Origin of the sequence: Dactylosporangium sp. CA-052675 (assembly GCF_050947935.1) — a bacterium.
GTDB lineage: Bacteria > Actinomycetota > Actinomycetes > Mycobacteriales > Micromonosporaceae > Dactylosporangium.
Genome location: NZ_CP192010.1, coordinates 6,154,805 through 6,180,027, shown reverse-complemented (window position 1 = coordinate 6,180,027; position 25,223 = coordinate 6,154,805). Strand labels below are relative to the sequence as shown.

Genomic DNA, 25,223 nt, shown 5'->3' with positions numbered 1-25,223 from the left:
CCAACCATGGGACTGGTACGACGCCAGGCCGCCGACGCACCGCCTCCGCCCGAGGAGGGCACGGCGCGGCAGCGCCTCGAGGACACCGATCCGGAGCGCCGCCGCCGCGCCGCGCTCGACCTGGAGGGCGACGCCGAGGCGGTGCCGGCGCTGCTGGCCCGGGTCGCGGCCGAGCCCGACCCCGCCGTGCGCGACGCCGTGCTGACCACCCTCGCCGCGCTCGACCACGCCGACGTCGCGACCGGGCTGGCCCCGCACCTGCGCAGCGACGACGCGGCCCTGCGCACCGCGGTCGCCGGCGCGCTGGCCGCGATGCCCGCCTCCGTGCCGGCGCTGCTGCCCACGCTGCTGGCCGACCCGGATCACGACGTGCGCATCATGACCGCGATGATCCTGGCCGACCTGCCGCACCCGGGCGCCGCGGAGTGGCTCGCCGAGATCGTCGCGGCCGACACCCACCCCAACGTCGTGGCCGCCGCGATCGACGCCCTGCTGCCGATGGCCGGGCCGCAGCACGCCGGCGTGCTGCGCGCGGCCCGGGACCGGTTCCCGGACGACCCGTTCCTGCGCTTCACCGTCGACGCCGCGCTGCCCGATCTGCAAGAGGCCGGCAGATGACCAGCACGGCCACGGAGCCGTTCCGGCTCAGCGACGCCGAGTTCGAGCGCTTCCGGGAGTACTTCTACAAGCGCACCGGCATCCAGTTCACGCCCGGCAAGCGGTACTTCGTGGACAAGCGGATCGAGGCCTGCGTGCGCGCCTCGGGCCACGGCACGTTCGCCGCCTGGTTCGGCGCGCTGCGCGTGGGCGACCAGCCGCAGCTGCTGCAGGAGCTGACCAACCAGCTCACCGTCAACGAGACCTACTTCCTGCGCGAGGACTACCAGTTCGACGCGCTGCTCGACCCGGTGCTGCCGCGGGTGCTGGCCGAGCACACCCGCGCGGGCCGGCCGAACGGCCCGGTGAAGATCCTGTCGCTGCCGTGCTCGACCGGCGAGGAGCCGTACTCCATCGCCATCCGCCTGCTGGAGGAGTGGCCGCAGATCGACCGGGTCGACGTGGAGATCCACGCCGCGGACATCGACAGCGACGTGCTCGCCCGCGCCCGGCACGGCAGCTACGGCGCCCGGTCGCTGCAGCGGGTGCCCAAGCCCTGGCTCGACCGGCACTTCCACGCCGCCGGGGCCGGGCGCTACCAGATCGACGAGGCGATCCGCGGCGCGGTCACGTTCCACCGGGTGAACGTCTGCGACACCCCGGCGATGCGCAAGTTCACCGACTTCGACGTGGTGTTCTGCCGCAACGTGCTCATCTACTTCGACGAGCTGTCCAGCCGCCGGGCGGCCGAGAACCTCTTCGGGGTGATGCGCCCGGGCGGGTACCTCTTCCTGGGCCACGCGGAGTCGATGAGCCGCATCTCGCCGATCTTCGTTCCCGAGCGACTGCCGCAGGGCATCGCCTACCAGCGACCGACTGGAGCACGCCCATGACCGAGACCGAGGGGGCCCGCGTGCTGGTGGTCGACGACGCCGCCACGGTCCGGATGTACCACAGCCGGCTCCTGCTCGCCGCCGGCTTCCGCGTCGAGCAGGCCGCCAACGGCCTCGAGGCCGTGGAGGCGGCGCTGGTCGACCCGTTCGACCTGTTCTTCGTCGACGTCAACATGCCCCGGATGGACGGCTACGCCTGCGTCGAGGCGCTGCGCGGCGACACCGTCACCACCTCCGCGCCGATCGTCATGATCAGCACCGAGGACCGGCCCGGCGACGCCGAGCGCGCCTACCGCGCCGGGGCGAACCTCTACCTGGTCAAGCCGGTCGACGCCGAACGGCTGGTCCGGGTCGCCACCATGCTCGCCGGTGCGCCGGCCGAGGCGGGGGAGCGATGAACCCTCTGCTCGCCCAGTTCCTCGCCGAGGCCGACGACCTGCTCAACCAGGTCGGCGAGGGACTGCTGCAGCTGGAGCTGGACCCGGGCGACGCCCAGCGCATCAACGAGGTGTTCCGGGCCGCCCACACCCTCAAGGGCTCGTCCGGCCTGTTCGAGTTCCCCGAGCTGACCGCCCTCACGCACGCCGCCGAGGACCTGCTCGACGCGGTGCGGGCCGGCCGCGTGGCCCTGGACTCCGCGCTGACCGACGACCTGCTCGCCGCGTTCGACCTGATCCGCGGCTGGCTGGCCCACGTCACCGTCACCGAGCGGCTGCCCGGCACCGCCCACGACGACGCCGCGGTGCTCATCGTGCGGCTGCGCGCGCCGATCGGCGGCGCCGGCGGTCCCGCCGCCGGCCCGGCCCGGGCCGCCACGGTCGCCACCCACGCGCCCGAGTGGGTGGCCGAGCTGGGGGCGCCGGTCGTCGCGGAGCTCACCGAGTGGCTGCAGACCACGTCCGCGGCCCTGCGCTTCGTGCGCTACCAGCCCGACGAGGGCTGCTTCTTCCGCGGCGAGGACCCGCTGCTGTTCGTGCGGCAGGTCCCGGCCCTGGCCCACCTGGCGGTGCTGCGCCCCGACGCCTGGCCGGTCCCGGACGAGTACGACGAGTACGCGTGCCGGCTCGGCTTCGTCCTGGTCACCCGCGCCTCGGTCGCCGAGCTCGAGTACGTGCTGCGCTACGTCATCGAGCAGGTCGAGATCGTCGAGCTGGACGCGGCGGCGCTGCGCACGCCGGCCGCACCGCCCGGCGAGCCCGCGAACGGCGCGCCGGCCGGGCCGCTCACCGGCGAGCATCCCGAGGCCGCCGCCGACGCCCTGGGCGTGCTCGAGGCCGCGCTGAGCGCCCTCGTGCCCGGCGACGGCCCCTCGCCGGCCGGGGCCCACCTGCGCTCGATCGCCCGGGTGGTCGCGGGCGCGGCCCGGGCCCTCGGCGCCGCCGTCGACCTCGACGACGCCGGCGCCCCCGAGCTCGCCGCCATCGTGCGCGGGCTCGTCGACCGGCTCCGGCTGGTGGCCGCGCCGGCCGGCGGCGACGAGCGCCCCGTGCTCGCCGAGCGGCGCGTCGGGGAGCCGGACCGGCGGGCCGCGGAGCCCGAGGCAGGCCCCGTCGGCTCGCGGGTGCTCAAGGTCGACCAGGCGAAGGTCGACCGGCTCATGGAGCTCGTCGGCGAGCTCAACGTGGCCAAGAACGGCCTGACGTATCTCGCCGAGTCGGCCGAGGAGGAGTTCGGCAGCCGGGCCCTCGGACGGCGGATCAAGGACCAGTACGCCGGACTGCACCGCATCGCCGAGGAGCTGCAGGCGGCCGTCATGGACGTCCGGATGCTGCCGCTGTCGGTGTCCTTCTCCCGGTTCCCGCGGCTCGTGCGCGACCTCGGCCGGCGCCTCGGCAAGCGCATCGAGCTCGTCACCGAGGGCGAGGACACGATGGCCGACAAGGACGTCATCGAGGCCCTGGGCGACCCGCTGGTGCACCTCGTGCGCAACAGCCTCGACCACGGCATCGAGCCGCCCGAGGAGCGCACGCTCGCGGGCAAGCCGCCCCAGGCCTCCATCACGCTGTCCGCCGTCGCCGACGGGGACGCCGTCGTGGTGGAGGTCGCCGACGACGGTCGCGGCATCGATCCCGCGCGCATCCGGCAGAAGGCGTACGAGCGCGGCCTCATCGGCGAGGAGCAGCTGGAGGCCATGGCGGACGGCGACGCCGTGAACCTGATCTTCCAGCCGGGCTTCTCCACCGCCGACGAGGTCTCCGACCTGTCCGGCCGAGGGGTCGGCATGGACGCCGTGCGGGCCAGCGTCGAGCGGCTCGGCGGCACGGTGACGATGCGCTCGCAGCCCGGGTCGGGCACCGTCACCCGGCTGCGGCTGCCGCTGTCGATGGCCGTCACCCAGGTCATGGTGATCAGCGTGGCCGGGCAGCGCTTCGGGGTGCCGGTCGACCTGGTGGTGGAGACCGTCCGGGTGCCGGCCGCCGACGTCGGCCGGGTCCTGCACCAGGACGTGGTCGTGCTGCGCGACGAGGTCGTGCCGGTCGTGGACCTCGCCGACGCCCTCGGCCTGCCCTGGGAGCACGATCCGCAGGGCGACCGGGCGGTGCTCGTCGTCAATGTCGGCGGCGACAAGGCCGGGCTGCTCGTCGAGCGCTTCCACCGCGAGGTCGACGTCATCCTCAAGCCGATGGAGGGGCTGCTCGGCGGCGCCGCGCACTTCGTCGGGACCGCGCTGCTCGGCGACGGGCTGGTGCTGCTGGTACTGAACCTCAAGGAGGTGCTCAGCCTTGGTGCTCGAGTTGCATGAGCGCACCGCGGTGCTCAGCGCGGCGGTGACGGTCGAGGAGGTGGAGGAGTTCGTCGGCTGGCTGCGGCGCACGCCCCGGGCCCGGGTCAACCTGCGCAACTGCAACCATCTGCATACCGCGGCTTTCCAGGCGATCCTGGCGTTCCGGCCGAAGATAAGCGCGGCACCGGTGGACGCGTTCCTCGCGACACAACTGCTACCGGTGCTGAGCCCGCACAAATCCTTCGCCGCCACCGAGGAGACCCACGATGACGACCGTGATGCTGGTTGACGACTCCGCCACCATGCTGATGAGCCTCAAGACCATCCTGACCAAGGCCGGCTACCAGGTCGAGACCGCCGGCCACGGCCGCGAGGCGCTGGACAAGCTCAACACCGGCCTGCGCCCGAACCTCATCATCAGCGACGTCAACATGCCGCACATGGACGGCATCTCCTTCACCCGTGAGGCGCGCAAGGCGTCCGGCCTGCGCTTCACGCCGATCCTCATGCTCACCACCGAGTCGGAGCAGGCCAAGCGGGCCGAGGCCAAGACCGCCGGGGCCACCGGCTGGCTGGTCAAGCCGGTCGCCCCGGACCAGCTGCTCGGCGTCATCAAGCAGGTCGTGCCCGGCTCCTGACCGGGTCCGGCATGACGACCGCCAAGGGGAGTGCCCACGTGACATCGCTGCGCGACCGGCTCATCGCCAGGCGCCCCGCCGACGACCGCGCCGCCGACAACGAAGTCCGGCACGTCGCCGGTACCGCGCTGGCGCCGCTGCCGGCGTACTGCGACGTGATCAACGCCCACCTCGACGACGTCGTCGGCCACACCGCCGAGGCCGCCGAGTCGATCGTCGCGCAGCTGGTGCGCGTCGACGATCTGGCCGAGCAGACGGCCGGCAAGGTCGGCGGGCTGGCCGAGACGCTGGAGCAGACCCGGCGTCAGGTCGGCGAGGCCGGCGAGGCCAACGCCCGGCTGGTCGACCGGCTGGTGCGGTACTTCATCGAGCGCGACCGCCAGGTGCGCCAGCTCGTCGAGCAGATGCGCGACCTGCGCAGCCACGTCGTGGCCATCGAGGAGGTCGCGCGGGCCACGAACATCCTCGCGCTCAACGCCATGATCGAGGCGGTGCGCGCCGGCGAGGCCGGGCAGGGCTTCGCCGTCGTCGCCGACGAGGTCCGCAAGCTGGCCGAGCGCTCCGCGGGGGCGGCCGGCGGCATCGGGGTGAGCCTCTCCGACCTCACCGCCCGCCTCGACGCGGTGCTGGAGGACGACAGCGGCTTCGACCGCGTCGCCGACGCGCCGGCCGAGTGCACCGGGGCGACGAGCGCCATCGCCCGCCGCCTGGCCGAGATCGCCTCGGCGCAGCGGGGCGTCGCCGCCATGATGGAGCAGGCCCTCAACGACACCGTGCGGGCCGCCGACCAGGTGCGGTACAGCTCCGACGCGCTGACCGCCGAGACCACCGGCGCCGTCGGCCACGTGCAGTTCCAGGACATCGGCCGCCAGATGATCGAGCACGTGGCCGGGGCCGTGGCCGACGTGCGGCGGGCCGCCGACGACGTGCACCGGTACCTCAACCACGAGCTGCCCGCCCAGGACGTGCTCGGCCGCGTCGTCGACGTCGACGACCTGCGGCACCGGCACGTCATGGCCCAGCAGCGCTCGACGCACGGCACCGCGGTGGGCGGGGCCGCGCACGAGGCGGAGGCGGCGCCCGCGGCGATCGAGCTGTTCTGATGCCGCTACGGCGTCAGGATCTCGTGCCAGTCGCGGATCTCGTAGCCGGCGACCACGCCGTGCACCACGAACGGGTCGCCGGCGACGAACTCCTCGGCGCCCTCGCGCGTGCGGAACACGGCCATCGAGCCCTGGGCCTGCGGGTCGCCGAACGTGCCGACCATGAGCAGGTCGCCGCGCGCGTGGAACGCGTCGAGGCGCTGCTTGTGCGCCGGGAAGTGCGCGGGCGCCCTGGTGGCCACGTCCGGCGCCGAGGTGTAGAGCACGACGTACTTCACGCCGCCACCCCCAGCCGCGCCGCGTAGGCCTCCAGCGTGCCGGTCCAGGCGCCCGGCTCCTCGAACGTCACGCGCATCGCGGCCGCGTCGGCGCCGTAGGCCTCGAGGCCGCGGTGCTCCAGCCGGACCCGGGTCCGCCGCTCGGCCTCGGCCACGAACCGGACCTCGACCGTGGTCACGAGGTCGTCGTGGTACTGCCAGTCGGCCCCGATCTGCCAGGTCACCTCGAACCGGACGGGCGGCTCCCACGCGGTGACGACGCCGGTCGACGTCTGCGAGCCGTCCTGGTGTTTCGTGTACCAGCGCCCGCCGACCCGCGGCTCGATGACGATCTGCTCGATCGGCGCCGACCCGATGTGGTGGCGGGCCGGCCACCACGAGGTCATGTCGGCCGTGAACACCTCGAACGCCCGCTGGGCGCTGACGCCGACGACGATCTCGCGCCGGACGGGCTGGACGGTGTGCAGCATGTCAGTGGTCCTCCTCCTCGGGGGCGAGCCGGTCGCCGAACGCCTGCAGGGCCCGCGCCCACACGCCGTCCAGGTGGGCCCGCAGCAGCGCGAGGCCCTCGGGGTCGGCCTGGTACAGCCGCCGCGTGCCCTCCTGCCGGTCGAGCACCAGCCCGACGTCCTTGAGCACCCTGAGGTGCTGGGACACCGCCGGGCGGCTGATCGGCAGCGCGTCCGCGAGCTGCCCGACGGGCATCGGCCCGTGCGAGAGCCGGTCGAGGATCGACTGGCGCATCGGGTCGCCGAGCGCGGTGAGCATCGCCGTTATGTTCGTCATGGCGAACCGTAAGCTACCACTTACCATTGGGCCGGTCAAACCCCGTTGCCGGCCGGTGCCCCGCCGGAGCATGATGGTGCCGCACACCCGGTGCGCAGGCGGCCGTTACTTCCGCTGTCAACGGGGAGACGCGGGTTCGAATCCCGCCACCGCCCACGGGCGGTGTCGACCAGCGGCCCAGGTCACCTATGGCCGAAAGGCCAGTCACGGCTGCCGCTTCGACCTCGGGGGTGCACCCGACGGTGCGGTGTAGCGTGGCACCGTTACCCTCGCCGGGGGCGACAAGGGGCCGCCCACCTGGAGGAATACGAACATGAATGCCAGCCGTCGGGTGCTGCTCGCGGTTCTCGTGTCCAGCTCGCTCGCGTTCACCGCGGCCTGCGGCGACGACAAGGCCGACAAGAGCGACAAGGGCGGCACTCCCGCGGCGAGCGCCAACGCGGCGGCGGAGAACGCGAAGGACCCGCGCACCGCGCTCACCGACGCGTTCAACCGGCTCGCGGGCGGCCCGGCGAGCTATACGACGTCGATCCAGACCCCCGGCAACGCGGGCAGCAAGCTGACCGGCTCGACCGACCCGTCGAAGAAGTCCCACACCGCGAAGATGACGGTGACGTCGGCCGAGCTGCAGACGAACGCCGAGGTCATCATCGTCGGCACCGACGTCTACGTGAAGATCGGCCGCCAGGTGCCCAACGTCGACCCGAAGAAGTGGATGCACGTCGACGGGGCGAAGACCTCACTGGCCAAGCTCGGCCTGGGCAACCCCGAGGACCCGGCGAACGTGAAGGGCTTCGCCGACGCGATCGTGTCGGCCGAGCGGACCGGGCAGGACGCGTACAAGGGCACGTTCGACCTGACCAAGCGCCCGCTGCCGACGCTGACGCCCGAGATGGTCAAGCAGATGGGCGACGCGGCGAAGTCCGTGCCGTTCGAGGCGACCGTCAAGGACGGCTACCTGGCCACGCTGTCGTTCAAGACCGCGGCCGTGGGCCGCCAGGTTCCGCCGGTGACGTCGTCGACGACCTTCAGCGACTTCGGCAAGGCCGTGAAGATCGCCAAGCCGGCCGCGAACGAGACCCAGGCCGCCCCGGCGTCGTTCCTGTCGCAGTTCACCAAATAGCGGCGCGCACCGCGCCCGGTTGCGGTTGACTGACCAGCGTGGCGACGCTGCGCACGGTCGAGTTCTGGCCGCAGGCGGGTTTCGTGGACGCGCCCTGGACCGAGGACCCCGACGAGGACGCCTTCGTGCGCAGCGCCCGCACGATCGGCGAGCTCTACAGCGAGGGCATCCGACCGGCCCGGGTCCGGGCGCGCCACCCGCAGCTGCGGCTGCACTGCTTCCCGCACGAAGCCGGCCACGGCGAGGTGCTGGTGACCGTGTTCACCGAGCCGGCGGCCGGCTTCGAGATGGCCGGCGTGACCCTGCCCGACGGGGTGGCGGCGTTGTCGAGCGCGGCCCGGGCCGCGCTCGTGCTCGACGTCATGCACGCGGCGGCCCTGCGCATGGCGCAGGCGCGAGGCTGGGACCCGGCCGCGTTCGCGGCCGCCCGGGCGCACGTCGTGGCGCACGACCTGCGATTCCGGTGGACCGGGCCGGCGAAGACCGCTCCCGGGCGCCGGTACACCGCCCGGCCCGTCGGCACGATCACCGACGACGGGCTGGGCCGGGTCGTCGTGGAGATCCGGCGAGTCCCGGACGGTACCCTGGTCGGCACCTCCGCCGAGATGGTGATGCCCGGATCGGAGCGCACCTTCCGGCGGGTCGCGCGCACGCTGCGCTGGCGGGACGGCGGCACCGTCGAGATCAACCCCGGCGAGCGGTGGCACTCGACCAGGGTGGAGGAGCCGCCCCCGCTGATCGTCCGCGCCGAGGGCGCCAACTCGCCGGAGTCGGTCCCGCGGATCAGCGTCATCGGCGGATACTCCGACGACGCCGTACCCGAGACGTACTCGACGGCCCTGCACCTGCTCACCGACGAGCTCGGCGGGCCGGCGTGGACGACGTGGTGGTCCGACGCGCCGGACGACGTCCTCGAGATCTCCTACGATCTCATCGCGCGGGGCCCAGCCGGGGTGACCGCCCGGCGCGGCGGCAACAAGCTCCGGGTCCGCCTCGACCGGCCGCTCGCGGACATCCTGGCCGCCGCCGACCGGGTCGCCCTGGCCCGCGCCGACGTCGAGGCCGTGCTCGCCACGGCCCAGCGCCGCGCCGGACTCGCCCCCCACCCGGAGCTGCCCGACCTGGCCCGGGTGACCGCCGGGACGACGGAGCGGATCGAGGCTGAGGCCGCCCTGATCCGGCGGATGCACGCGTTGCTGGACCGCCTGGCCGATCGGCTGCCGGCCGCGCCGCTCGGGAGCCTGCGCTCCGAGCTCGACGACGGCCGGACCGGCGACGTGATGTCCGGGCTGCGGAACTGGCTCGCGCGGCTCGGCGTGCCGGTCACCGAGGCGGAGCGCGCGGAGTTCGAGGCCCTCGCGGCCAGCCGGCGATGACGGCGCCGGGTGTGCCCGCCCGCGGGCGCCGCCGGAGCGCCGCTGGATCTGCGTCGCCGTCCGGACCGGGCGGTGCGCCGGCTCGGCGGACGAGCCGGGGATCCCGGCATTCGGCGGGTTCTCAGGTTCGGCCCGGCACCATGTGGCGGGCACCACGTGACGGTGCCCCTCACGTGGCGAAAGGACCATCCGCATGGATCGGCGGACCCTCCTGCTCGCGGCCGGCGCCGCGGCCCTGAGCGGCTGCGGCGGCCCCGAACCCGGCCCGGCGCCGGCCCCGGCCCCGGTGTCCGGCGGGCCGGGGAGCGCGAGCGGCCCGGCCCCGAGCACCGCCGGAGCGTCGCCGAAGGCGCTGCCCGCCGAGGTCGCCAGCGGGCCCCGGGACGTGCCCGCGGTCGCGCTGACGTTCCACGGGCAGGGCGAGCCGGGCGTGGTCGGCGGGCTGCTCGACGCCCTGGCCGCCGAGCACGTCAAGGTCACCGTCCTGGCCGTCGGGGCCTGGGTGCGCCAGCAGCCCGCGCTGGCCCGCCGGGTGCTCGACGACGGCCACGAGCTCGGCAACCACACCCTGAACCACGCGGACATCAAGGCGATGAGCGACGACCGCGCGTACGCCGAGATCTCCGGCTGCGCGCAGGCCCTGCGCGAGGTCGGCGGGTCGATCGGGCGCTGGTTCCGGCCCTCGCAGACGCAGCACAGCACCCCGCGGATCCAGGCCCAGGCCGAGCGGGCGGGGTACGCCACCTGCCTGTCGTACGACGTCGACTCCCTCGACTACACGGACCCCGGTGCGGACAAGGTCGTCCGGACCACCCTCGACGCCGTGCGCAACGGCTCGATCGTCAGCCTGCACTTCGGCCACGCGGGCACGGTCACCGCGATCCCGAAGCTCCTCGCGGGCCTGCGCGAACGCGGCCTGCGCCCGGTCACGGCCACGGAGCTGCTCGCATGAGGACCCGTCTCGTCATCGGTCGCGTCATCGCCGTTTCGGTACTGCTCGCAGCCCTCGTCGCCGCCTGCTCCACGGTTAAGGGCCAGGACGAGCACCCGGCCGGCCCCGGCGACGACAACGCCCCCGCCAACATGGCCGGCATGCCCGGCATGAGCGGCGGCCCCCAGCCCAGCGGCAGCGCCGCCACCAGCCCGGGCCCCGGCCTGCCGGGCATGCCGGCGCTGCTCGACCCGCACGACGTCTACGCCGCCGACCGGCCCAATGCGTTCGCCGAGCGGGTCCGCAACGACCCGGCCCGCATCTACGTGCCCAACCTCGGCAGCAACACCGTGTCGATCATCGACCCGGCGACGTTCAAGGTCACCCAGACCGTCAAGGTCGGCGGCGGCCCGCAGCACGTGGTCCCGTCGTGGGACCTGCGCACCCTGTGGGTCAACGACAACACCGGCAACGCGCTCGTGCCGATCGACCCGGCGACGGGCACGTTCGGCAAGGCGATCCCGGTCGACGACCCGTACAACCTGTACTTCACCCCGGACGGCAAGTACGCGATGGTCATGTCCGAGGCGCGGCACAAGATCGTGTTCCGCGACCCGCACACGATGGCGATCGTGCGCGAGCTGACCGTGAACTGCTCGGGCGTCAACCACGCGGACTTCTCACCGGACGGGCGCTACTTCATCGCCACCTGCGAGTTCTCCGGCGACCTGATCAAGGTCGACGTCGCCAGGCAGGAGGTCATCGGCCAGCTGCACCTGCCCGGCGACCACGCCATGCCGCAGGACATCAAGATCGCGCCGGACGGCGGCACCTGGTACGTCGCGGACATGCACACCTCCGGCGTGTGGATCCTCGACGGCGACCAGTTCAAGGTGCGCACCTTCCTGGCCACCGGCGCGGGCGCGCACGGGCTGTACGTGAGCCGCGACTCGAAGTACCTCTACATCGCCAACCGCGGCGAGGGCTCGGTCTCGCTGCTGGAGTTCGCGACCGGCACGCTGGCCGCGAAGTGGAAGATCCCGGGCGGGGGCAGCCCCGACATGGGCGGCGTGTCGGCCGACGGCACCGTGCTGTGGCTGTCGGGCCGGTACAACGGCGAGGTCTACGCGATGTCCACCACCGACGGGCACCTGCTGGCGCGGATCAAGGTCGGCACCCAGCCGCACGGCCTGTGCATCTGGCCCCAGCCGGGCCGCTACTCCCTGGGGCACACCGGCATCCTGCGCTGAACCACCCGCGTCGAACGACCTGCTCCGCACCGCCTCAGACGTGGGGGAGCAGGTCCTGGTGGCCGACGACGCCGAGGAGCTCGAGCCGCTCGGCGGCGTCGGTGCCGACCGCCGGGGCGAACCACAGCAGGCGCTGGCGGCCGTCCTCGGAGAACAGGTTCAGGCAGTTGACCTCGATGGTGCCGAGGGTCGCGTGGACGATCCGCTTGCGCTCGTCGCGGCGCACGGCGACCTCCCGCTGCCGCCACCGCTCGGCGAACTCGGGCGACCGGTCCAGCAGCGCGGCCACCAGGTCCTGGGCCTCCCGGTCGCGGCTGTCCCGCCGGGCCACGGCCGCGCGCAGGTCGGCGGTGAACGAGCGGGACTGGTAGTCGTGGTCCTGCCGCGGGTACAGCTCCCGGGAAGCGGGATCCGTGAACCACCGGAACACGAAGCTGCGGCTCGGGCCCTCGAAGTGCAGCTGGTCGCCCAGCAGCGCCGTCGCGAGGCGGTTCTGCACGAGGGTGACATGCAGATCGGTGATGACCTGTGCGGGCGTGGTGGTGAGCCGGTCGAGCAGATCGAGCATGCCCGGGTGCACGTGGGAGGCGGGGCCGCCGGCCACCGGGACCGGGCGCCCGGCGAGGTGGTACAGGTGGTCGCGCTCGTCGATCGTGAGCCGCAGCGCCCGGGCGAGGGCCGCGAGCATCTGCTCCGAGGGCTGGGCGCCCGCGCCGCGTTCGAGCTCGATGTAGTACTCCACGGAGGCCCCGGCCAGCAGTGCCACCTCGTCGCGGCGCAGGCCCGGCACCCGCCGCCGCGGCCCGGCCGGCAGCCCGACGTCGGCGGGGCGGATGCGGTCGCGGCGCGACCGGAGGAACGCGCCCAGCTCGGCCAGGTCCATGCCTCCAGTGTCTCCCGGGGACCGGGCGCGAGACAGGGGATGGCGTCCCCCGGTAAGCGTCGTCTGTATCCCGGTCCGCCCGACGCGCACAGTGCTATCCATGACCACAACGACAACCGGCCGCGTCGCCGTCGTCACCGGCGGTTCGCGCGGCATCGGCCGGGCCGCGGCCGTCCGCCTCGCCGCCGACGGGCTGAAGATCGTCGTCGCCTACGCCGGCAACCACGCCGAGGCCGCGACGACCGTCCAGGAGATCGCGGCGACCGGCGGCGAGGCGATCGCCGTCCAGGCCGACGTCGCCGACGAGAACGCGGTGGCCGCGCTGTTCGACCGGGCGGAGGCGGCGTTCGGGGGCGTGGACGTCGTCGTGCACGCGGCCGGCCGCATGCACCTGCAGACCGTCGCCGAGCTCGACCTGGCCGAGTTCGACCGGCTGCACCGGACCAACGTGCGCGGCACCGTGGTCGTCGACCAGCAGGCCGCGCGCCGTGTCCGCCCCGGCGGCGCGATCATCCAGTTCTCGACGTCCATCGTCGGGCTGCAGTTTCCGTCGTACGCCCCGTACGCCGCGACCAAGGGGGCCGTCGAGGCGATGACGCTGATCCTGGCCCGGGAGCTGCGCGGCCGCGACGTCACCGTGAACACCGTCGCGCCCGGCCCGACCGCGACCGCCCTGTTCCTCGACGGCAAGGACGAGGCCACCATCCAGCGCCTGGCCCAGCAGCCGCCGCTGGAGCGCCTCGGCACCCCCGGGGACATCGCCGCCGTCGTGGCGTTCCTGGCCTCGCCGGCCGGCCACTGGGTCAACGGCCAGACCATCCGCGCCAACGGCGGCATCGTCTAGGTCCGGCATCGGCGGCCGGGTCCCGGCCGCGGCCATGAGCACGGCGACGCCCCCTGACGTCATTCGCGCCCGCGCCGGCCGATGTCAGCTCGGTCGGAGTTGGCAGCTGCAGACCACGTCGGACACGCCGGTGAGCGGGGCGACGAGCCGCTCGACCGCGTCGGCGTCGGCGCGGCCGGCGACGCGGAAGCGGAACGACTCGGGAAGGTTCTCCGGCTTCGTCGCGCTGACCAGGTCCGGCGCGTCGCTGAACTGGCGCTGGAAGTTCCGCCAGGCGGTGGCCTGGTCCTCGAACCGCAGGCAGTACACCAGGGCCGAGTTCTCCAGCGCGGTGTGTATCTCGGCCCGCCGCTCATCGGTGGTCCCCTGCTCGAGGAAGACGCTGACGTCGGTACCCGGTCCGTCGCAGGTCCGGGGCGCGGCGGTCTGCGCCGGCGGCGCCGAGCCGGCGATCCGCCAACCCGCGAAGCCGCCGAGCAGGAGCAGCGCGACGAGACCGGCGGCGCCGATCGCCCGCCGCCGCTGTTCACGGACGGCGGCGGCGCGCACTGCCGCGACGCCGCCGGGGCGCAGGGCCTCGTGGGCCAGGTCGTATTCGGCGCGCAGCGCGGCGCGCAGCACCTGGTCGGTGTCAGAGTCCAGCATCGGTGGGCACCTCTCGGAAGTCGCGAAGGCTGACGGCAAGGGCGAGCCGGGCGCGGTACAGCCACGTCCGCACGGTCCCCGTACGGACGCGGCACACGTCGGCGACCTCGGCGACGGGCAGCCCGACCAGGTAGTGCAGGACGACGGCGCGCCGCTGTCCGTCGGGCAGGCCGGCGAGCGCGGCGCGGATCGCCACGGCGGCCGGCTCCGGCCCGGGCACCGGTGCGACGAGCTCGAGGGTCTGGTGCCGCCGGGCGAGGCGCCAGCGACGCAGGCGCGAGGTACCGAGGTTCCAGGCCACCCGGCGGACCCAGACGGCCGGCTCCTCGTAGCCCGCGATGCGGTCCCAGCGCTGCCAGGCCCGCACGAAGGCCTCCTGGGTCACGTCGCGCGCCTCGTCGAGGTCGCCGAGGTACACGCTGAGCTGCGCGGCGATCTGCCGGAACTGCACGGCATAGAACTCGGCGAACCCGTCACGGTCGGCCCGGCTCATCCTCATACCTACATCACGCGCGAACCGGGCGGAACGTCACAGGCGGGTTTCCGTCCGGCTCGGACAGCGGGCTCCCGGCAGCGGGCCCGCGCCGCGCTGCCGACTCCAGCGGGTGCAGCCGGTTGACGGAGTGAGTACTCACTCCGTAGTGTTGGCATGGCCCCGACCACGACCAGGGAGTGCCGCGAGATGACCGTGACCCTCAACCACACCATCGTGCCCGCCCGCGACCACGCCGAGGCCGCCCGCCTCCTCGCCGGCATCATGGGCTTCGAGCTCCTGCCGCCCGCCGGCCGCGCCGGGCACTTCCGGCCGGTGCGGGTCAACGAGACACTCACCCTCGACTTCATGACCGCGCCCGGCGCGGAGGGCCACCACCTGGCGTTCGACGCGGACGCGGCGACCTTCGATGCCATCCTGACCCGGCTCGTCGAAGGTGGCGTGCCGTTCGGCAACGATCCGGCCACGCCTGACAACGGCCGGGTCGATCATCCCCTGTGCGCCCGGGGGCTGTTCTTCCGAGACGCCTCCGGCAACCTCTACGAGGTCATGGCATCCGCGGAGAACCCTACGGCGTAGCCTCTCCGGACGGTGAGCGGCGCAGCAGCCGCCGGCCCTTCGTCGTGAGCCGCTGCTGCCAGGCGGGCATGAGCCGCGGCTCGAACCCGCGGGCGACGATGATGTCGGTGGAGGAGTGCAGCACGATGCTCAGCACGATCGTGACCGCGACGAGGGCGAAGACCTGCCCGGCGGCGGCGATGCCGGAGGCGAGGACCAGCAGCCCGTAGACCACCGAGGCGAACCCCTTCGGCCCGAACCACATCGCGGCCGCCTGCTCGCGGGGGCTCAGCCCGGAGCGCAGGAACGACACCCACAACGCCAGCGGCCGGGCGAGCACGAGGGCCAGCACGACGAAGACCCATCCGGTCCAGCCGATCGCGCCGAACAGCCCGGGCGTGAGCAGCGCGCCGAAGACCAGCAGCGCCGCGAGCTTGAAGATCTCCGCGACGAGCTCGCCGAAGTGCTCGAAGGCCTCCCGCTCGCGGTGGCCGATCGTGGCCACGGTGATCCCGGCGGCGAACGCGGCGAGGAACAGGTTCGCGTGCGTCACCTTGCCCAGGGCGAGGACCAGCAGCCCGATCGCGACCGCGTTCAGCGGCAGGTACTGCTCCGAGACCGCGAACAGCCGGGTGCGCTCCAGCCGGATCGCCACCCACGGCACCGCCACCCCGATCGCGATCCCGCCGACCAGTTCGAGGCCGATCTCGCCCAGGTGCAGCTCGTGAGAGCCCGCCGCGACGGCGAGCAGGACCACGACGAACGGCAGGGCGAGCCCGTCGTTCACGCCCGACTCGACGTTGAGCAGGTGCCGCAGCCGGGCCGGCACCTTGTCGTTGCCGACCAGGGCGGCCGCGAACACCGGGTCCGTCGGCGCCAGGATCGCCCCGATCAGCAGCGACTCCGGCCATCCGAGCCCGGCCACGAAGTGCGCGACCACCGCGGTGATGACCAGCGTCAGCGGCAGGCCCCAGCCCAGCGCCCGGCCGGGCAGCCGCCACGCGCTGCGCAGATCGGCCCAGCCGACCCGCATACCGTCGGTGAAGAGCACCGCGAACAGCGCCAGCTCGGCGAGCGACGCCACCACCGGCGACCCGGAGGTCACATGGATCACGCCGGTCATACCGTCGCCGAGCACGAACCCGGCGACGAGGACCACCACCGCCGTGGACAGCACGGTCCGGTGCGCGAGGGCGGACAGCAACACCGCCAGCAGCAGGGTCGCGGCGAAGCACAGCAGCAGAGTCATCCGGGGGTCCTGTCGGGGAACACGGTGTGGTCAGGCGAAGGCGAGGTAGCGCAGCCACAGGTACACCGCCGAGATCGCGACGGTGACCCCGGCGGCGACGAGGCCGTACTTCGTGAACTGCCAGAAGCTGATCCGCTGCCCGGCCCGTTCGGCGAGGCCCAGGATGACCACGTTGGCCGACGCGCCGACGGCGGTCGCGTTGCCGCCGAGGTCGGCGCCGAGCGCGAGGGCCCACCACAGCACGTGCGGCCCGCCGGTGCTGCCCTCGGCGCGGGCGAGGTCGGCGACGATCGGGCTCATCGTGGCCACGTAGGGAATGTTGTCCACGATCGCCGACAGGACCGCCGACCCGCCCAGCAGGCCCATCGCCGCCAGGTGCGGGTCGCCCGCGACCGCGTCGGCGACCGTGCGGGACAGGGCACCGACGGCGCCGGTGTGCACGAGCGCGCCGACCATGACGAACAGCCCGGCGAAGAAGGCGAGGGTCGGCCACTCCACGTCGGCGGCGACCTCGGCGGCGTCGAGCCGGGACGCGGCGAGCAGCACGAGGCCGCCGACGATCGCCACCACGGACGGCTCCAGGTGGACCACCGAGTGCAGGACGAACGCGGCGGTCACGAGCGCGAGGACGGCGAGGCTGACGACGAGCAGCCGGGGGTCGCGGATCGCGTCGCGCTCGCGCAGCTGCACCACGGCGGCGGCCCGCTCGGGATCGGCACGGAACGCGGAGCGGAACATGACCCGGCACAGCAGCACGAACACGACGAGGAGGACCGCGATGAGCGGGGCCAGGTGGTTGACGAAGTCGTTGTAGGACAACCCGGCGCGGCTGGCGATGATGATGTTGGGCGGATCGCCGACGAGGGTGGCGGTGCCGCCGATGTTGCTGGCCATGGCCTCGGCGATCAGGTACGGGGCGACGGGCACGGCGAGGCGCTGGCAGACCAGGAACGTCACCGGGGCGATGAGCAGCACGGTAGTGACGTTGTCGAGCATCGCCGACGCGACAGCGGTCACCACGACGAGGATCACCATCACCGGGAACGGCCGCCCGCGTGCGCGTTTGACCGCCCAGATGGCCAGGTACTCGAACGCGCCGGTCCGTTTGAGCACGGCGACGATGAGCATCATGCCCAGCAGCAGGAACACGACGTTCCAGTCGATCCCGGCATCGGCCGAGAAGAACGCGTGCTCGGCGTCGGTGGCGCCGATGAGCAGCATGAGGACCGCGCCGCCGAGCGCGGCGGTCACCCGGTGCACCCACTCGGTGGCGATGAGCACGTAGGCGGCGGCGAAGATCGCGACGGAGAGCCAGGCGGTGATGCTCACTCGGCGAGCATCCGGTCGAGCAGCGCGTCGAGCGTGATCGCGCCGAGCAGGTGTCGCTGCCGGTCCACCACCGCGACGAGCGGGGTGCGGGTGCGGGCCATCACCGCCGCGATCTCCAGCACCGTGGCGTCCGGCGCGACGACGGCCAGCTCGCGTTTGTCGGGCGGCAGGGCCTGGGCGACGGTGCGCTCGCCGAGCTCGCGCAGCAGCAGGTCCGCGGCCGGCTCGTCGACGACCCGGGCCAGGGCCGGATCTTCCTGGCAGTACTGCGGAATCGCCATGCGCAGCACCTGCGTGCCGGCCAGGATCGTGAACGGGTAGCCGTGCTCGTCGAGCACGATCAGCCCGGGCAGGTCCTGCCCGGCCAGCAACCGGGCCGCCTCCAGGGCCGGGGTGCCCAGCCGGACGACCGGGAACTCCGCCGCGAGCTCGCGCGCCTTCATGATGTGGGGTCCTTCCGGTCGGCACGGTGAACACACTCGCCGACCAGACTTCCCGGCACTCCGGCGACGACCTTACCCGATCATGGGCCGGCGGCGCTCCATTCGCGGCCGTCCCGGGCGTACGCGGCGCGCTCGTGGGTCGCGAACCGGCTGCCGTCCCAGCGGCGGTTCGCCACCGTGAGGCGGTCGCCGTCCGACTCGATCAGGTTGTACGAGTTCGGCTCGCCCTTGAGCCGGTTGGACACCGCCGTGCCCGACTGCGCCACCACCAGGCCGTCGACCAGCCCGGAGTACGCCAGGTGGATGTGGCCGCCGAGCAGCAGGTCGGCGCGGCGGCGCAGGCGGCGCAACGCCGGGGCCGAGCGCCCGACCAACCCGCGGCGCCGGCCCGCCCCGGTCAGCAGGAACGGGTGGTGCGTGAGCACCACGCGCAGCGCGTTGTCGGGAGCGGCGTCGAACGCGGCGAGGATCGCGGCCACCTGCGTCCGGTTGATCCGGCCGCGGGACCAGTCGGTGTGCGGGGTCCAGGCGCGGGCGGTGTTCACCCCGACAGCGACGAGACCCGGCGCGGTGTGCGTCACCGCACCGTTCGGGTCGGTGCCGATGTGCGAACGCCAGCGCCGCCACGGCCGCGTGAACCGCGCCCACACCCGCCATCCGGGCAGGTCATGATTGCCCGGTACCACCAGTGCGGGCGCCGGCAGCGCGTCCAGGAACGCGCGGGCCGCCTCGAACTGGGCCGCCCGGGCCGTCTGGGTCAGGTCGCCGCAGACCGCGACCAGCGTCGGTGCGACCTCGCGCAGCTCGCCGAGCAGCCGTGCGACGACCTCGGGCACATCGCGGCCGAAGTGCAGGTCGGAGATCTGCGCGATCCGCACGGTCACGGGGCGAGCACCGCCAGCGCGCGCGGCCGGATCTCGTAGCGCAGCGGCACGCCGAGCTGCGCGATCTCGCCGTCGCTCATGACGCTGAGGTACCGCAGCGACGACGTGCGGATCCGCACGCTCGTGCCCTCGTAGACGCGGATGCGCGCGTCGCGCTGCCAGCTGCCGTCGAACAGCCGGGCGGCGACCGTGAGCAGGTCCCAGCGGGTGCGGTCGTGCGTGACGTACACGGCGAGCGTCCCGGCGTCGAGCCGGTCGCGGCCGGGCAGCGGCGCCGGCCCGGCGGCCAGCGGGTTGCACGACACGACGGCCGCGCGGGTGTGGGCCGGGTGCTCCTGCCCGTCGACCACGATGGTGAGCCGCATGCGCGGGTACCGCCGCAGGATCCGCAGCCCGTTGCGCAGCAGCCCCAGCCGCCCGCGCGCGGAGCTGCGCGCGCGTTCGCGCAGCCGGCCGATGTGCGGCATGAGCGCCAGCATCGAGCTGCACAGGAAGATCTGGTCGTTCACGGTCGCCACGTCGATCCACGCGACGGAGGCGGACAGCAGGGCGTCCACGGCCTCGTCGAGATCGTTCGGTACGCCGAGATCGCGCGCCAGCACGTTCATCGTCCCGCCCGGCACGATGCCGAGCGGGACCTCGCTGCCGAGCATGCGCTCGGCCACGGCCCGCACGGACCCGTCCCCGCCGGCGACGAGCAGCGCGTCGGGGCCGGTCGCGAGCAGTTCACGCACGTCGGCGGTGAGCGAGTCCGGGTCGAACGCGCGCAACTGCGCCTTCACGCCCCGCCGTTCGAACAGCCGCGCGAGCCGGTCCCGGTCCAGTTGCGCACCCGAGCGCGCGTTGTACACCACGCAGACGTGATCCACGCAGCCGAGTCTATGGGCCGAACAGCGTCTGCGCGCGCCGGGCGGCGTCGAGCACGACGGCGGCGCCGAGCTCGACGGTCGTCTCCGGGATCCCCTGCGCGGGCCACTCGACGACCACGTCGAGACGGCCGGGCGGGGGCAGGGGGCTCACCCAGTACGACTGCTCGTATCGGCGCCGGCCCCCGTGCCCGCCCTCCGGCATCAGCCGCGGCCGGACCTCGCCCGGGTTGCCGGGGTCGGCGTCGAGGTTGGTCAGCACCGTGCCGTCGGCGAAGCGCATCCCGAACCGCAGGAACGTGTCCGGCACCGGCCCGGGCTCGTACCGGCGCAGGAAACCGTTGGAGCCGAACCCCGGCCGGCCCGGCGGCTGCCGCACGACGGCCGTGAACACGAGCTGGAAGCCGTTGGGGTAGGCGCGCAGCTCGCTGAGGGCGAGGACGGCGTCGTCGGTGCGGGCGAGGATCACCGTGTCCGCGGCGATGCCGGGCAGGACGGTCTCGGGCCGCGCCCACGGCACCGGGTCCGCCTCGCGCACGGGCGCCGGCTCGGGCCGCTGGTCGAAGAATCCCATCGGCCCAGTCTGCATCAGGCCCCCTCCGCAAGCACCGACCGGCGGCGCAGCGCCACGACGGCGATGCCCGCCGACAGGCACGAGCCGGCCAGGACCGCCAGCCGGGCCTGCTCGCCGGCGGCAGTGCCGGGGCCGAAGGCCAGCTCGGCGATGAGCAGCGACACGGTGAACCCGATCCCCGACAGCAGGCCGGCCGCGACCAGATCCCGCCGGGCGAGGCCGCCCGGCGCGGCGGCCCCGGTGAGCCGGCGGGTCAGCCAGGCCGCGGCCAGCACCCCGACCGGCTTGCCGAGCACCAGCCCGGCCAGCACCCCGAGCGCGACCGGGCTGCGCACCGCGGCGCCGAGCGAGGCGGCGCCGGCCAGCGGTACGCCCGCCGCGAAGAACGCGAAGACCGGCACCGCGAACCCGGCCGACACCGGCCGCAGCCGATGCTCCAGGGCCTCGCCGCGGCGGACCGGCACCAGGAAGGCCAGCAGCACCCCGGCGACCGTGGCGTGCACGCCCGAGGCGTGCACCAGCAGCCAGACCGCGACCGCGAGCGGCGGGAGCAGCCACCCGTCCCGCCGGCCGCCCCGGCGCACGACCCAGCCGAACGCGGCGAGCGGGACGAGCGCGGCCAGCAGCGGCAGCACCGCGAGGTGGGCCGTGTAGAACACGGCGATCACGCCGATGGCGAGCAGGTCGTCTACCACGGCGAGCGTCAGCAGGAACGTCCGCAGGCCGGCCGGTGCCCGGGACCCGGCCACGGCGAGCACGGCCAGGGCGAACGCGATGTCGGTCGCCGTCGGCACCGCCCAGCCGCGCGCGTCGCCGGGGCCGGCGAGGTTCACCAGCACGTACAGCAGCGCCGGCACCGCCATCCCGCCGACCGCCGCGGCCACCGGCAGGACGGCCCGGCGCACCTCGCGCAGCTCACCGGCGACGAGCTCGCGCTTGAGCTCCAGCCCGGCCACGAAGAAGAACAGCGCCAGCAGCCCGTCCGCCGCCCAGGCCGCGAGCGTCAGGTCCAGATGCCAGGCGGCCGGGCCGATCCGCACTGCGCCGAGGCTCTCGTACGCCCCCGACCAGGGTGAGTTCGCCCAGCCGAGGGCCACCACGGCGGCGGCGAGCAGCAGCACCCCGCCGACGGTCTCGGTGCGCAGCACCTCGGCGATGCGCCGCGACGGCGCCCAACGCATGGTCGTGCCGGCCATGAAGCTCCTCGAGTCGTCGGCAACACGTCGCCGACCAGGCTTCCCGGCACACCGGTGCAAGCGTCGCCGCCCGGTGTGACGAACAGCCCGAGGAACCATGACGGAACCGTGACAACCCGGCACGGGCCCGGCGCCGCGGCCTTAGCCGAACACGGCGACCCGCTTCTGCACGATGCCGCCGATGGTCGTGAACTCCCCGCCCGCGGTGACCGTGCCGGTGACCGGGCTCGCGGCCAGGCTGCGCACCCCGACGATGCCGTTGGCCTGCGGCGCCCAGCTCGTGAGCCGGCCGGAGGAGCTGATCGCGGCGAGCTTGACCCGTTTCACCGAGCGGTCGCTGCACACGCCGTGCGCCTGGTTGCGCGTGGTCGTGCAGGCCGAGTCGAAGTGCCCGCCGACGTACGTGATCCCGTCGAGGACCGCGACGGCCTGCGCGTCGCCGTCGAAGACCCGCTGCCAGCGCTGGGCGCCGGCGAGCGTGTACGCCGCGGCGCGGCCGCCCTGCCCGCCCATCGCGACCGCGACCAGGGCCGAGGAGCCGGCCTCGGTACCGTCGGCGGCGGCGACGGCGAGCACGATCGCCGGGGGGTTGGGGCGGAACCCGCGGTCGAGCTTCCCGGTGGCCGGATCGAGCGCGGCCAGGCGCAGCGCGGACTGCCCGTTGACGCGGTGGAAGCCGCCGCCGGCGTACACCCGGCCGCTCGTGACGGCGAGCCCGGTGACGGCCTCGTCGCTGCCCGCGGCCCACCCGGCGTCCAGGGCGCCGTCGGCGAGCGTGAACGCCGCGAGGTTGGCGTGCTTGACCCCGTCGACGGTGGAGAAGCTGCCGCCGGCGTACAGCCTGTCGTGCCCGGAGGCGAGCGTCGCCACCTGCCCGGCGACGCGGTGCTGGAACGCGGTGACCGTGCCGCTGTCGGCATCGAGCCCGGCGAGGCGCGAGCGGGCCGCGCCGCCGACGGTGCCGAACTCCCCCGCCACGTAGACGGTGGCGCCGGCCACGGCGAGCGCCCGGACGGTGGCGTCGGCGGCCGGGGCCCAGTCGAGCAGCGCCCCGGTGCGGGCGTCGAACGCGGCCAGGCGCTGACGGGGCACGCGGTGGCCGTCGACGACCGCGGCGGTGAAGGCGCCGCCGACGTATACGGTCGCGCCGCGGTAGGCGACGGCGTAGACGGGCCCGTCGAACGAGGGCGCCGGGAGCGCCGTGCCGGAGACCATCGCCGCGGCGGCGGGGACCCCGCACAACACCGCGAGCACCCCGGCGAGGATCGACACGCGCCGCCATCGCAGCACCGCGTTCCGGGCTAATCGGACGAAAGGCATGCGGGCGACCATAGCGGCCGCGCGGCACGCGGGCACCGAACAATCCATCGATCGATGCCGTAACGTCCCAACCCTGACCGATCGACCGATCCCGCACGCATGGCACCACCGGCGCTCCCGCAACGCCCGCCCCGGCCCCGTCGTTACGCCGCCGCGGTCGAGCGGCTGCCCGCCGGCGCCGCCACTACCATGTGCCGCATGGTGCCGCTCTGGCTCGGACACTACAGCGACAGGCATGGCTCCGAGGCGATCACCATCCACAACGACGGCCGGACGCTCGCCGTTCGTATCCGCGGCGTGGCCTTCCGCGGCGCCGCGTTCGACGTGCTCGACCCCGTCGAGCCGCTGGGGCCGGGCGCCCCGTTCCTGCTGACCGGCGATTCGTTGTGCGCCTGCACCATCGAGTGCGACGTGCCGGTGCGGGTGACGACAGCCGCCGGCGCGGTCGAGCCGGCGACGCTGCGCTGCCGAATCGTCCTCGGTGCCCCGGACGACCGCGGCGGCCGCGACCGCGTCGAGCTGGCGCTGCATCACGGAACCGGCGTGTTCGCGACCAGCGGCACGCACGCCGACTTCGAGGCGGCGTTGATCGAGGTGCAGCGCGCGCTGCCGCCGGGCGCCGGTCTCAAGGCCTGCATCAGCTGCGCCTTCTCCGACTACCATCCCGCCGGCGTCGTGATGTTCGCAGGGCTGGCCTGTTTCAGGGACAACAAGGCCGGCTACCGGGCGGTCCACGGTAAACGCGAGCTTCTCGCGGCGTGGGGCACCTTGACCGGGTTCGTCCAGGAGACCTACCTGTGCGCCGAGTACGAGCGCCGGGGCGACGAGGGGTACCGTGGCGCGTTCCCCTGATCATGCCGCCGCGCATCATGCGGTCTTCGCCGCGTCCGCGAACGGGGGAGACGTACGCGTGCACCCGGTGGTTCAGCGGCGCCGGGGATGGCGGATCGTCACGCCGCGCGACTCCAGGCGGGGCAGGACGGCCGGGTCGTCGAGGCGGGCCAGGGCGACGTCCAGGTCGCGCAGTGCCGGCAGGGACTCCAGGGCGCCGGCCGCCGTGCAGTCGCCGGTGAGGTACAGCTTCGTGAGCGTCGGGTGGCCCGTCAGCGGGGTCAGGTCCAGCGGCGCCGGGTGGTAGCCGTGGCCGTCGAGGTTCAGCGACAGCAGGCCCGGCAGCGCGTGGATGCCCTCCAGCGACGTCACGTTGTAGTCGTCGGTCTCGCCGCCGGTGTCGATGTCCAGGGTCTGCTCGATGAGCATGTAGATGTCGTTGCCGCCGTCGAAGTCCAGCCGCTCGACCGCCGCCGCCAGGGCTGAGGGCACCGGGAAGGCGTGCAGGAGGTCCAGTGACGCCGCCAGGCGCGGGCCGGGGCCCGGGTAGCCGTCGTCCGGGCCGTCCGGCCCGGTCGAGTCGACGACGGCCCGCAGGTCGTCGGCGGCGATGTCGCCGCTGCTCAGGAGGGCGCCCAGGACCCCGAGGTGCAGGCCCCGGTCGGCGAAGACGATGGTCATGATCACGAAAGTACCGGGGATCGGCGGTGACGTCGCACCACTCCTTGCCCGACGACCGTCGCGCCGAGCGCCGCGGCACCCTGGCCGGATCAGCGCCGCCCGCGCGACCGCGACCGGCGCCTCGAACGACGCGGCGACCGGCTGTGCAGGGGTCAGGCCGCTATCGGATGGCGAGCACGACCGCAACGGCGAGGAGCCCGAGGTGGGCGGCCAGGAAGTCGACCGCCCGCGTCGGCCGGCGTGAGCACCGCGTCGGCGAGCGAGCGCCAGCCCAGGGCGTCGGCGGTGGCGCGGCCGAAGGCGGTGGTGAAGACGACGGCCAGCCCGCGCTCGCGCAGCTGCCGGACCGTCTCCTCGGCGCCGGGGATGGGCGCGCTGGGACCTGGGCGGCCGCTCACGCTTCATGGACGACGCGACCAACAGCTGGTACTGGATGCTCGACGGCGTCACCGTGCGCTGACCCCATGAGCACGGCGCCGCCCGGCCGCCGCGGGCGGTCCAACCCCCGGGGGTCGTCGGCCGCACCCGTCCGGCCGGGGGCGGGCTCGGCCGTTCGGGCGACGCGAAACGCACCGGAAATGCGCGGAAATACCCAGGTCACCAGGGGTTGGACGGCCCGGCGAAACGTGTGAGATCCGCGTTGCCGGATGCATTGACGTGCCCTGAGTCACGGCTCTATCGTGAACCACCAGTTCACTGAGTGATCCGATCCAACGGTTCACTGAGT

The 25,223-nt window shown here is 73.9% G+C and carries 29 protein-coding genes and 1 tRNA gene; 15 read left to right on the top strand and 15 right to left on the bottom strand.

Going from position 1 to position 25,223, the window contains the following annotated elements; all coding sequences use genetic code 11:
* Nucleotides 1-6: 6 nt before the first annotated feature.
* The 7 genes from ACQP1P_RS27620 to ACQP1P_RS27590 are packed head-to-tail and all read left to right on the top strand — an operon-like array spanning nucleotide 7 to nucleotide 5,956.
* Entirely contained in the window at nucleotides 7-618 is a 612-nt protein-coding gene (locus ACQP1P_RS27620; RefSeq protein ID WP_433074568.1) for a HEAT repeat domain-containing protein, read from the top strand.
* Nucleotides 615-1,490 (top strand): CheR family methyltransferase, encoded by an 876-nt coding sequence (locus ACQP1P_RS27615; RefSeq protein WP_433074565.1) that lies wholly within the window; start codon nucleotides 615-617, stop codon nucleotides 1,488-1,490. Before ACQP1P_RS27620 ends, ACQP1P_RS27615 begins: the two co-directional genes overlap by 4 nt.
* Entirely contained in the window at nucleotides 1,487-1,888 is a 402-nt protein-coding gene (locus tag ACQP1P_RS27610; RefSeq protein WP_433074562.1) for a response regulator, read from the top strand. Before ACQP1P_RS27615 ends, ACQP1P_RS27610 begins: the two co-directional genes overlap by 4 nt.
* Nucleotides 1,885-4,233 (top strand): chemotaxis protein CheA, encoded by a 2,349-nt coding sequence (locus ACQP1P_RS27605; RefSeq protein ID WP_433074560.1) that lies wholly within the window; start codon nucleotides 1,885-1,887, stop codon nucleotides 4,231-4,233. Before ACQP1P_RS27610 ends, ACQP1P_RS27605 begins: the two co-directional genes overlap by 4 nt.
* Nucleotides 4,217-4,504, top strand: coding sequence for a hypothetical protein (locus ACQP1P_RS27600; RefSeq protein ID WP_433090143.1), 288 nt, complete (start codon nucleotides 4,217-4,219; stop codon nucleotides 4,502-4,504). The genes ACQP1P_RS27605 and ACQP1P_RS27600 overlap by 17 nt, the downstream gene beginning before the upstream one ends.
* Entirely contained in the window at nucleotides 4,482-4,853 is a 372-nt protein-coding gene (locus ACQP1P_RS27595) for a response regulator (RefSeq protein WP_433074558.1), read from the top strand. The genes ACQP1P_RS27600 and ACQP1P_RS27595 overlap by 23 nt, the downstream gene beginning before the upstream one ends.
* Before the next feature lie 38 nt (nucleotides 4,854-4,891).
* Nucleotides 4,892-5,956 carry a methyl-accepting chemotaxis protein gene (locus ACQP1P_RS27590; RefSeq protein ID WP_433074555.1) on the top strand — a complete coding sequence of 355 codons (1,065 nt, stop codon included), beginning with the start codon at nucleotides 4,892-4,894 and terminating at the stop codon, nucleotides 5,954-5,956.
* A 5-nt stretch (nucleotides 5,957-5,961) separates the two neighbouring features.
* Here the strand turns inward: ACQP1P_RS27590 and ACQP1P_RS27585 are convergent, their stop codons facing one another.
* From ACQP1P_RS27585 to ACQP1P_RS27575, 3 genes are read right to left on the bottom strand one after another with little or no spacing between them, the layout of a single operon-like run.
* The gene (locus ACQP1P_RS27585; protein ID WP_433074552.1) at nucleotides 5,962-6,234 is read right to left on the bottom strand and encodes a YciI family protein; all 273 of its coding nucleotides are present in this window, start codon (nucleotides 6,232-6,234) and stop codon (nucleotides 5,962-5,964) included.
* The gene (locus ACQP1P_RS27580) at nucleotides 6,231-6,704 is read right to left on the bottom strand and encodes an SRPBCC family protein (RefSeq protein ID WP_433074549.1); all 474 of its coding nucleotides are present in this window, start codon (nucleotides 6,702-6,704) and stop codon (nucleotides 6,231-6,233) included. The genes ACQP1P_RS27585 and ACQP1P_RS27580 overlap by 4 nt, the downstream gene beginning before the upstream one ends.
* A 1-nt stretch (nucleotide 6,705) precedes the next feature.
* On the bottom strand, nucleotides 6,706-7,020 hold the full coding sequence (locus ACQP1P_RS27575) for an ArsR/SmtB family transcription factor (RefSeq protein ID WP_433074546.1): 315 nt from the start codon (nucleotides 7,018-7,020) through the stop codon (nucleotides 6,706-6,708).
* Between the two features lie 88 nt (nucleotides 7,021-7,108).
* On the opposite strand from ACQP1P_RS27575, the gene ACQP1P_RS27570 reads away from it, so the two are divergent.
* The 5 genes from ACQP1P_RS27570 (at nucleotide 7,109) to ACQP1P_RS27550 (ending at nucleotide 11,700) form a co-directional block, all read left to right on the top strand.
* Nucleotides 7,109-7,176: transfer RNA gene (locus ACQP1P_RS27570), tRNA-OTHER, on the top strand.
* Nucleotides 7,177-7,333: 157 nt separating this feature from the next.
* Nucleotides 7,334-8,143, top strand: coding sequence for a hypothetical protein (locus tag ACQP1P_RS27565; protein ID WP_433074543.1), 810 nt, complete (start codon nucleotides 7,334-7,336; stop codon nucleotides 8,141-8,143).
* A 38-nt stretch (nucleotides 8,144-8,181) separates the two neighbouring features.
* Entirely contained in the window at nucleotides 8,182-9,519 is a 1,338-nt protein-coding gene (locus ACQP1P_RS27560) for a hypothetical protein (protein WP_433074540.1), read from the top strand.
* Nucleotides 9,520-9,712: 193 nt separating this feature from the next.
* Nucleotides 9,713-10,471, top strand: coding sequence for a polysaccharide deacetylase family protein (locus tag ACQP1P_RS27555; RefSeq protein WP_433074537.1), 759 nt, complete (start codon nucleotides 9,713-9,715; stop codon nucleotides 10,469-10,471).
* Nucleotides 10,468-11,700: a YncE family protein gene (locus tag ACQP1P_RS27550; protein WP_433074534.1), complete on the top strand. Its 1,233-nt coding sequence runs from the start codon at nucleotides 10,468-10,470 to the stop codon at nucleotides 11,698-11,700. The genes ACQP1P_RS27555 and ACQP1P_RS27550 overlap by 4 nt, the downstream gene beginning before the upstream one ends.
* Nucleotides 11,701-11,734: 34 nt before the next feature.
* Here ACQP1P_RS27550 and ACQP1P_RS27545 read toward each other — a convergent pair whose 3' ends face one another.
* The gene (locus ACQP1P_RS27545; protein ID WP_433074531.1) at nucleotides 11,735-12,583 is read right to left on the bottom strand and encodes a helix-turn-helix domain-containing protein; all 849 of its coding nucleotides are present in this window, start codon (nucleotides 12,581-12,583) and stop codon (nucleotides 11,735-11,737) included.
* 100 nt (nucleotides 12,584-12,683) lie between these two features.
* Between ACQP1P_RS27545 and ACQP1P_RS27540 the strand changes: the two genes are divergently transcribed.
* Complete coding sequence (locus ACQP1P_RS27540; protein ID WP_433074529.1) at nucleotides 12,684-13,427, top strand: SDR family oxidoreductase; 744 nt, start codon at nucleotides 12,684-12,686, stop codon at nucleotides 13,425-13,427.
* 84 nt (nucleotides 13,428-13,511) lie between these two features.
* Here ACQP1P_RS27540 and ACQP1P_RS27535 read toward each other — a convergent pair whose 3' ends face one another.
* Both ACQP1P_RS27535 and ACQP1P_RS27530 read right to left on the bottom strand, forming a co-directional pair.
* The gene (locus ACQP1P_RS27535) at nucleotides 13,512-14,072 is read right to left on the bottom strand and encodes a permease-like cell division protein FtsX (RefSeq protein WP_433074528.1); all 561 of its coding nucleotides are present in this window, start codon (nucleotides 14,070-14,072) and stop codon (nucleotides 13,512-13,514) included.
* Nucleotides 14,059-14,565 carry an RNA polymerase sigma factor gene (locus tag ACQP1P_RS27530; RefSeq protein ID WP_433074526.1) on the bottom strand — a complete coding sequence of 169 codons (507 nt, stop codon included), beginning with the start codon at nucleotides 14,563-14,565 and terminating at the stop codon, nucleotides 14,059-14,061. The genes ACQP1P_RS27535 and ACQP1P_RS27530 overlap by 14 nt, the downstream gene beginning before the upstream one ends.
* A gap of 189 nt (nucleotides 14,566-14,754) precedes the next feature.
* Between ACQP1P_RS27530 and ACQP1P_RS27525 the strand changes: the two genes are divergently transcribed.
* Nucleotides 14,755-15,144: a VOC family protein gene (locus tag ACQP1P_RS27525; protein WP_433074524.1), complete on the top strand. Its 390-nt coding sequence runs from the start codon at nucleotides 14,755-14,757 to the stop codon at nucleotides 15,142-15,144.
* Here ACQP1P_RS27525 and ACQP1P_RS27520 read toward each other — a convergent pair.
* The 8 genes from ACQP1P_RS27520 to ACQP1P_RS27485 all read right to left on the bottom strand — a co-directional run bounded on the left by ACQP1P_RS27520 (nucleotide 15,134) and on the right by ACQP1P_RS27485 (nucleotide 22,984).
* Nucleotides 15,134-16,372 carry a cation:proton antiporter gene (locus ACQP1P_RS27520; protein WP_433074522.1) on the bottom strand — a complete coding sequence of 413 codons (1,239 nt, stop codon included), beginning with the start codon at nucleotides 16,370-16,372 and terminating at the stop codon, nucleotides 15,134-15,136. The genes ACQP1P_RS27525 and ACQP1P_RS27520 overlap by 11 nt on opposite strands.
* Nucleotides 16,373-16,402: 30 nt before the next feature.
* On the bottom strand, nucleotides 16,403-17,701 hold the full coding sequence (locus ACQP1P_RS27515) for an SLC13 family permease (RefSeq protein WP_433074519.1): 1,299 nt from the start codon (nucleotides 17,699-17,701) through the stop codon (nucleotides 16,403-16,405).
* A complete protein-coding gene (locus tag ACQP1P_RS27510; RefSeq protein ID WP_433074516.1) occupies nucleotides 17,698-18,144 on the bottom strand; it encodes a CBS domain-containing protein in 447 nt (148 codons plus the stop codon). Before ACQP1P_RS27510 ends, ACQP1P_RS27515 begins: the two co-directional genes overlap by 4 nt.
* A gap of 80 nt (nucleotides 18,145-18,224) precedes the next feature.
* Entirely contained in the window at nucleotides 18,225-19,028 is an 804-nt protein-coding gene (locus tag ACQP1P_RS27505; protein WP_433074514.1) for a metallophosphoesterase family protein, read from the bottom strand.
* Entirely contained in the window at nucleotides 19,025-19,897 is an 873-nt protein-coding gene (locus tag ACQP1P_RS27500; protein ID WP_433074511.1) for a diacylglycerol/lipid kinase family protein, read from the bottom strand. Before ACQP1P_RS27500 ends, ACQP1P_RS27505 begins: the two co-directional genes overlap by 4 nt.
* A 10-nt stretch (nucleotides 19,898-19,907) precedes the next feature.
* On the bottom strand, nucleotides 19,908-20,468 hold the full coding sequence (locus tag ACQP1P_RS27495; protein ID WP_433074508.1) for a hypothetical protein: 561 nt from the start codon (nucleotides 20,466-20,468) through the stop codon (nucleotides 19,908-19,910).
* 14 nt (nucleotides 20,469-20,482) lie between these two features.
* Nucleotides 20,483-21,664, bottom strand: coding sequence for a Na+/H+ antiporter NhaA (gene nhaA / locus ACQP1P_RS27490; protein WP_433074506.1), 1,182 nt, complete (start codon nucleotides 21,662-21,664; stop codon nucleotides 20,483-20,485).
* Between the two features lie 141 nt (nucleotides 21,665-21,805).
* Nucleotides 21,806-22,984: a hypothetical protein gene (locus ACQP1P_RS27485; protein ID WP_433074503.1), complete on the bottom strand. Its 1,179-nt coding sequence runs from the start codon at nucleotides 22,982-22,984 to the stop codon at nucleotides 21,806-21,808.
* 198 nt (nucleotides 22,985-23,182) lie between these two features.
* Between ACQP1P_RS27485 and ACQP1P_RS27480 the strand changes: the two genes are divergently transcribed.
* Nucleotides 23,183-23,836, top strand: coding sequence for a DUF6304 family protein (locus ACQP1P_RS27480; protein WP_433074500.1), 654 nt, complete (start codon nucleotides 23,183-23,185; stop codon nucleotides 23,834-23,836).
* Between the two features lie 72 nt (nucleotides 23,837-23,908).
* Here ACQP1P_RS27480 and ACQP1P_RS27475 read toward each other — a convergent pair whose 3' ends face one another.
* Complete coding sequence (locus ACQP1P_RS27475) at nucleotides 23,909-24,496, bottom strand: DUF6892 domain-containing protein (protein ID WP_433074497.1); 588 nt, start codon at nucleotides 24,494-24,496, stop codon at nucleotides 23,909-23,911.
* Nucleotides 24,497-25,223: the final 727 nt, after the last annotated feature.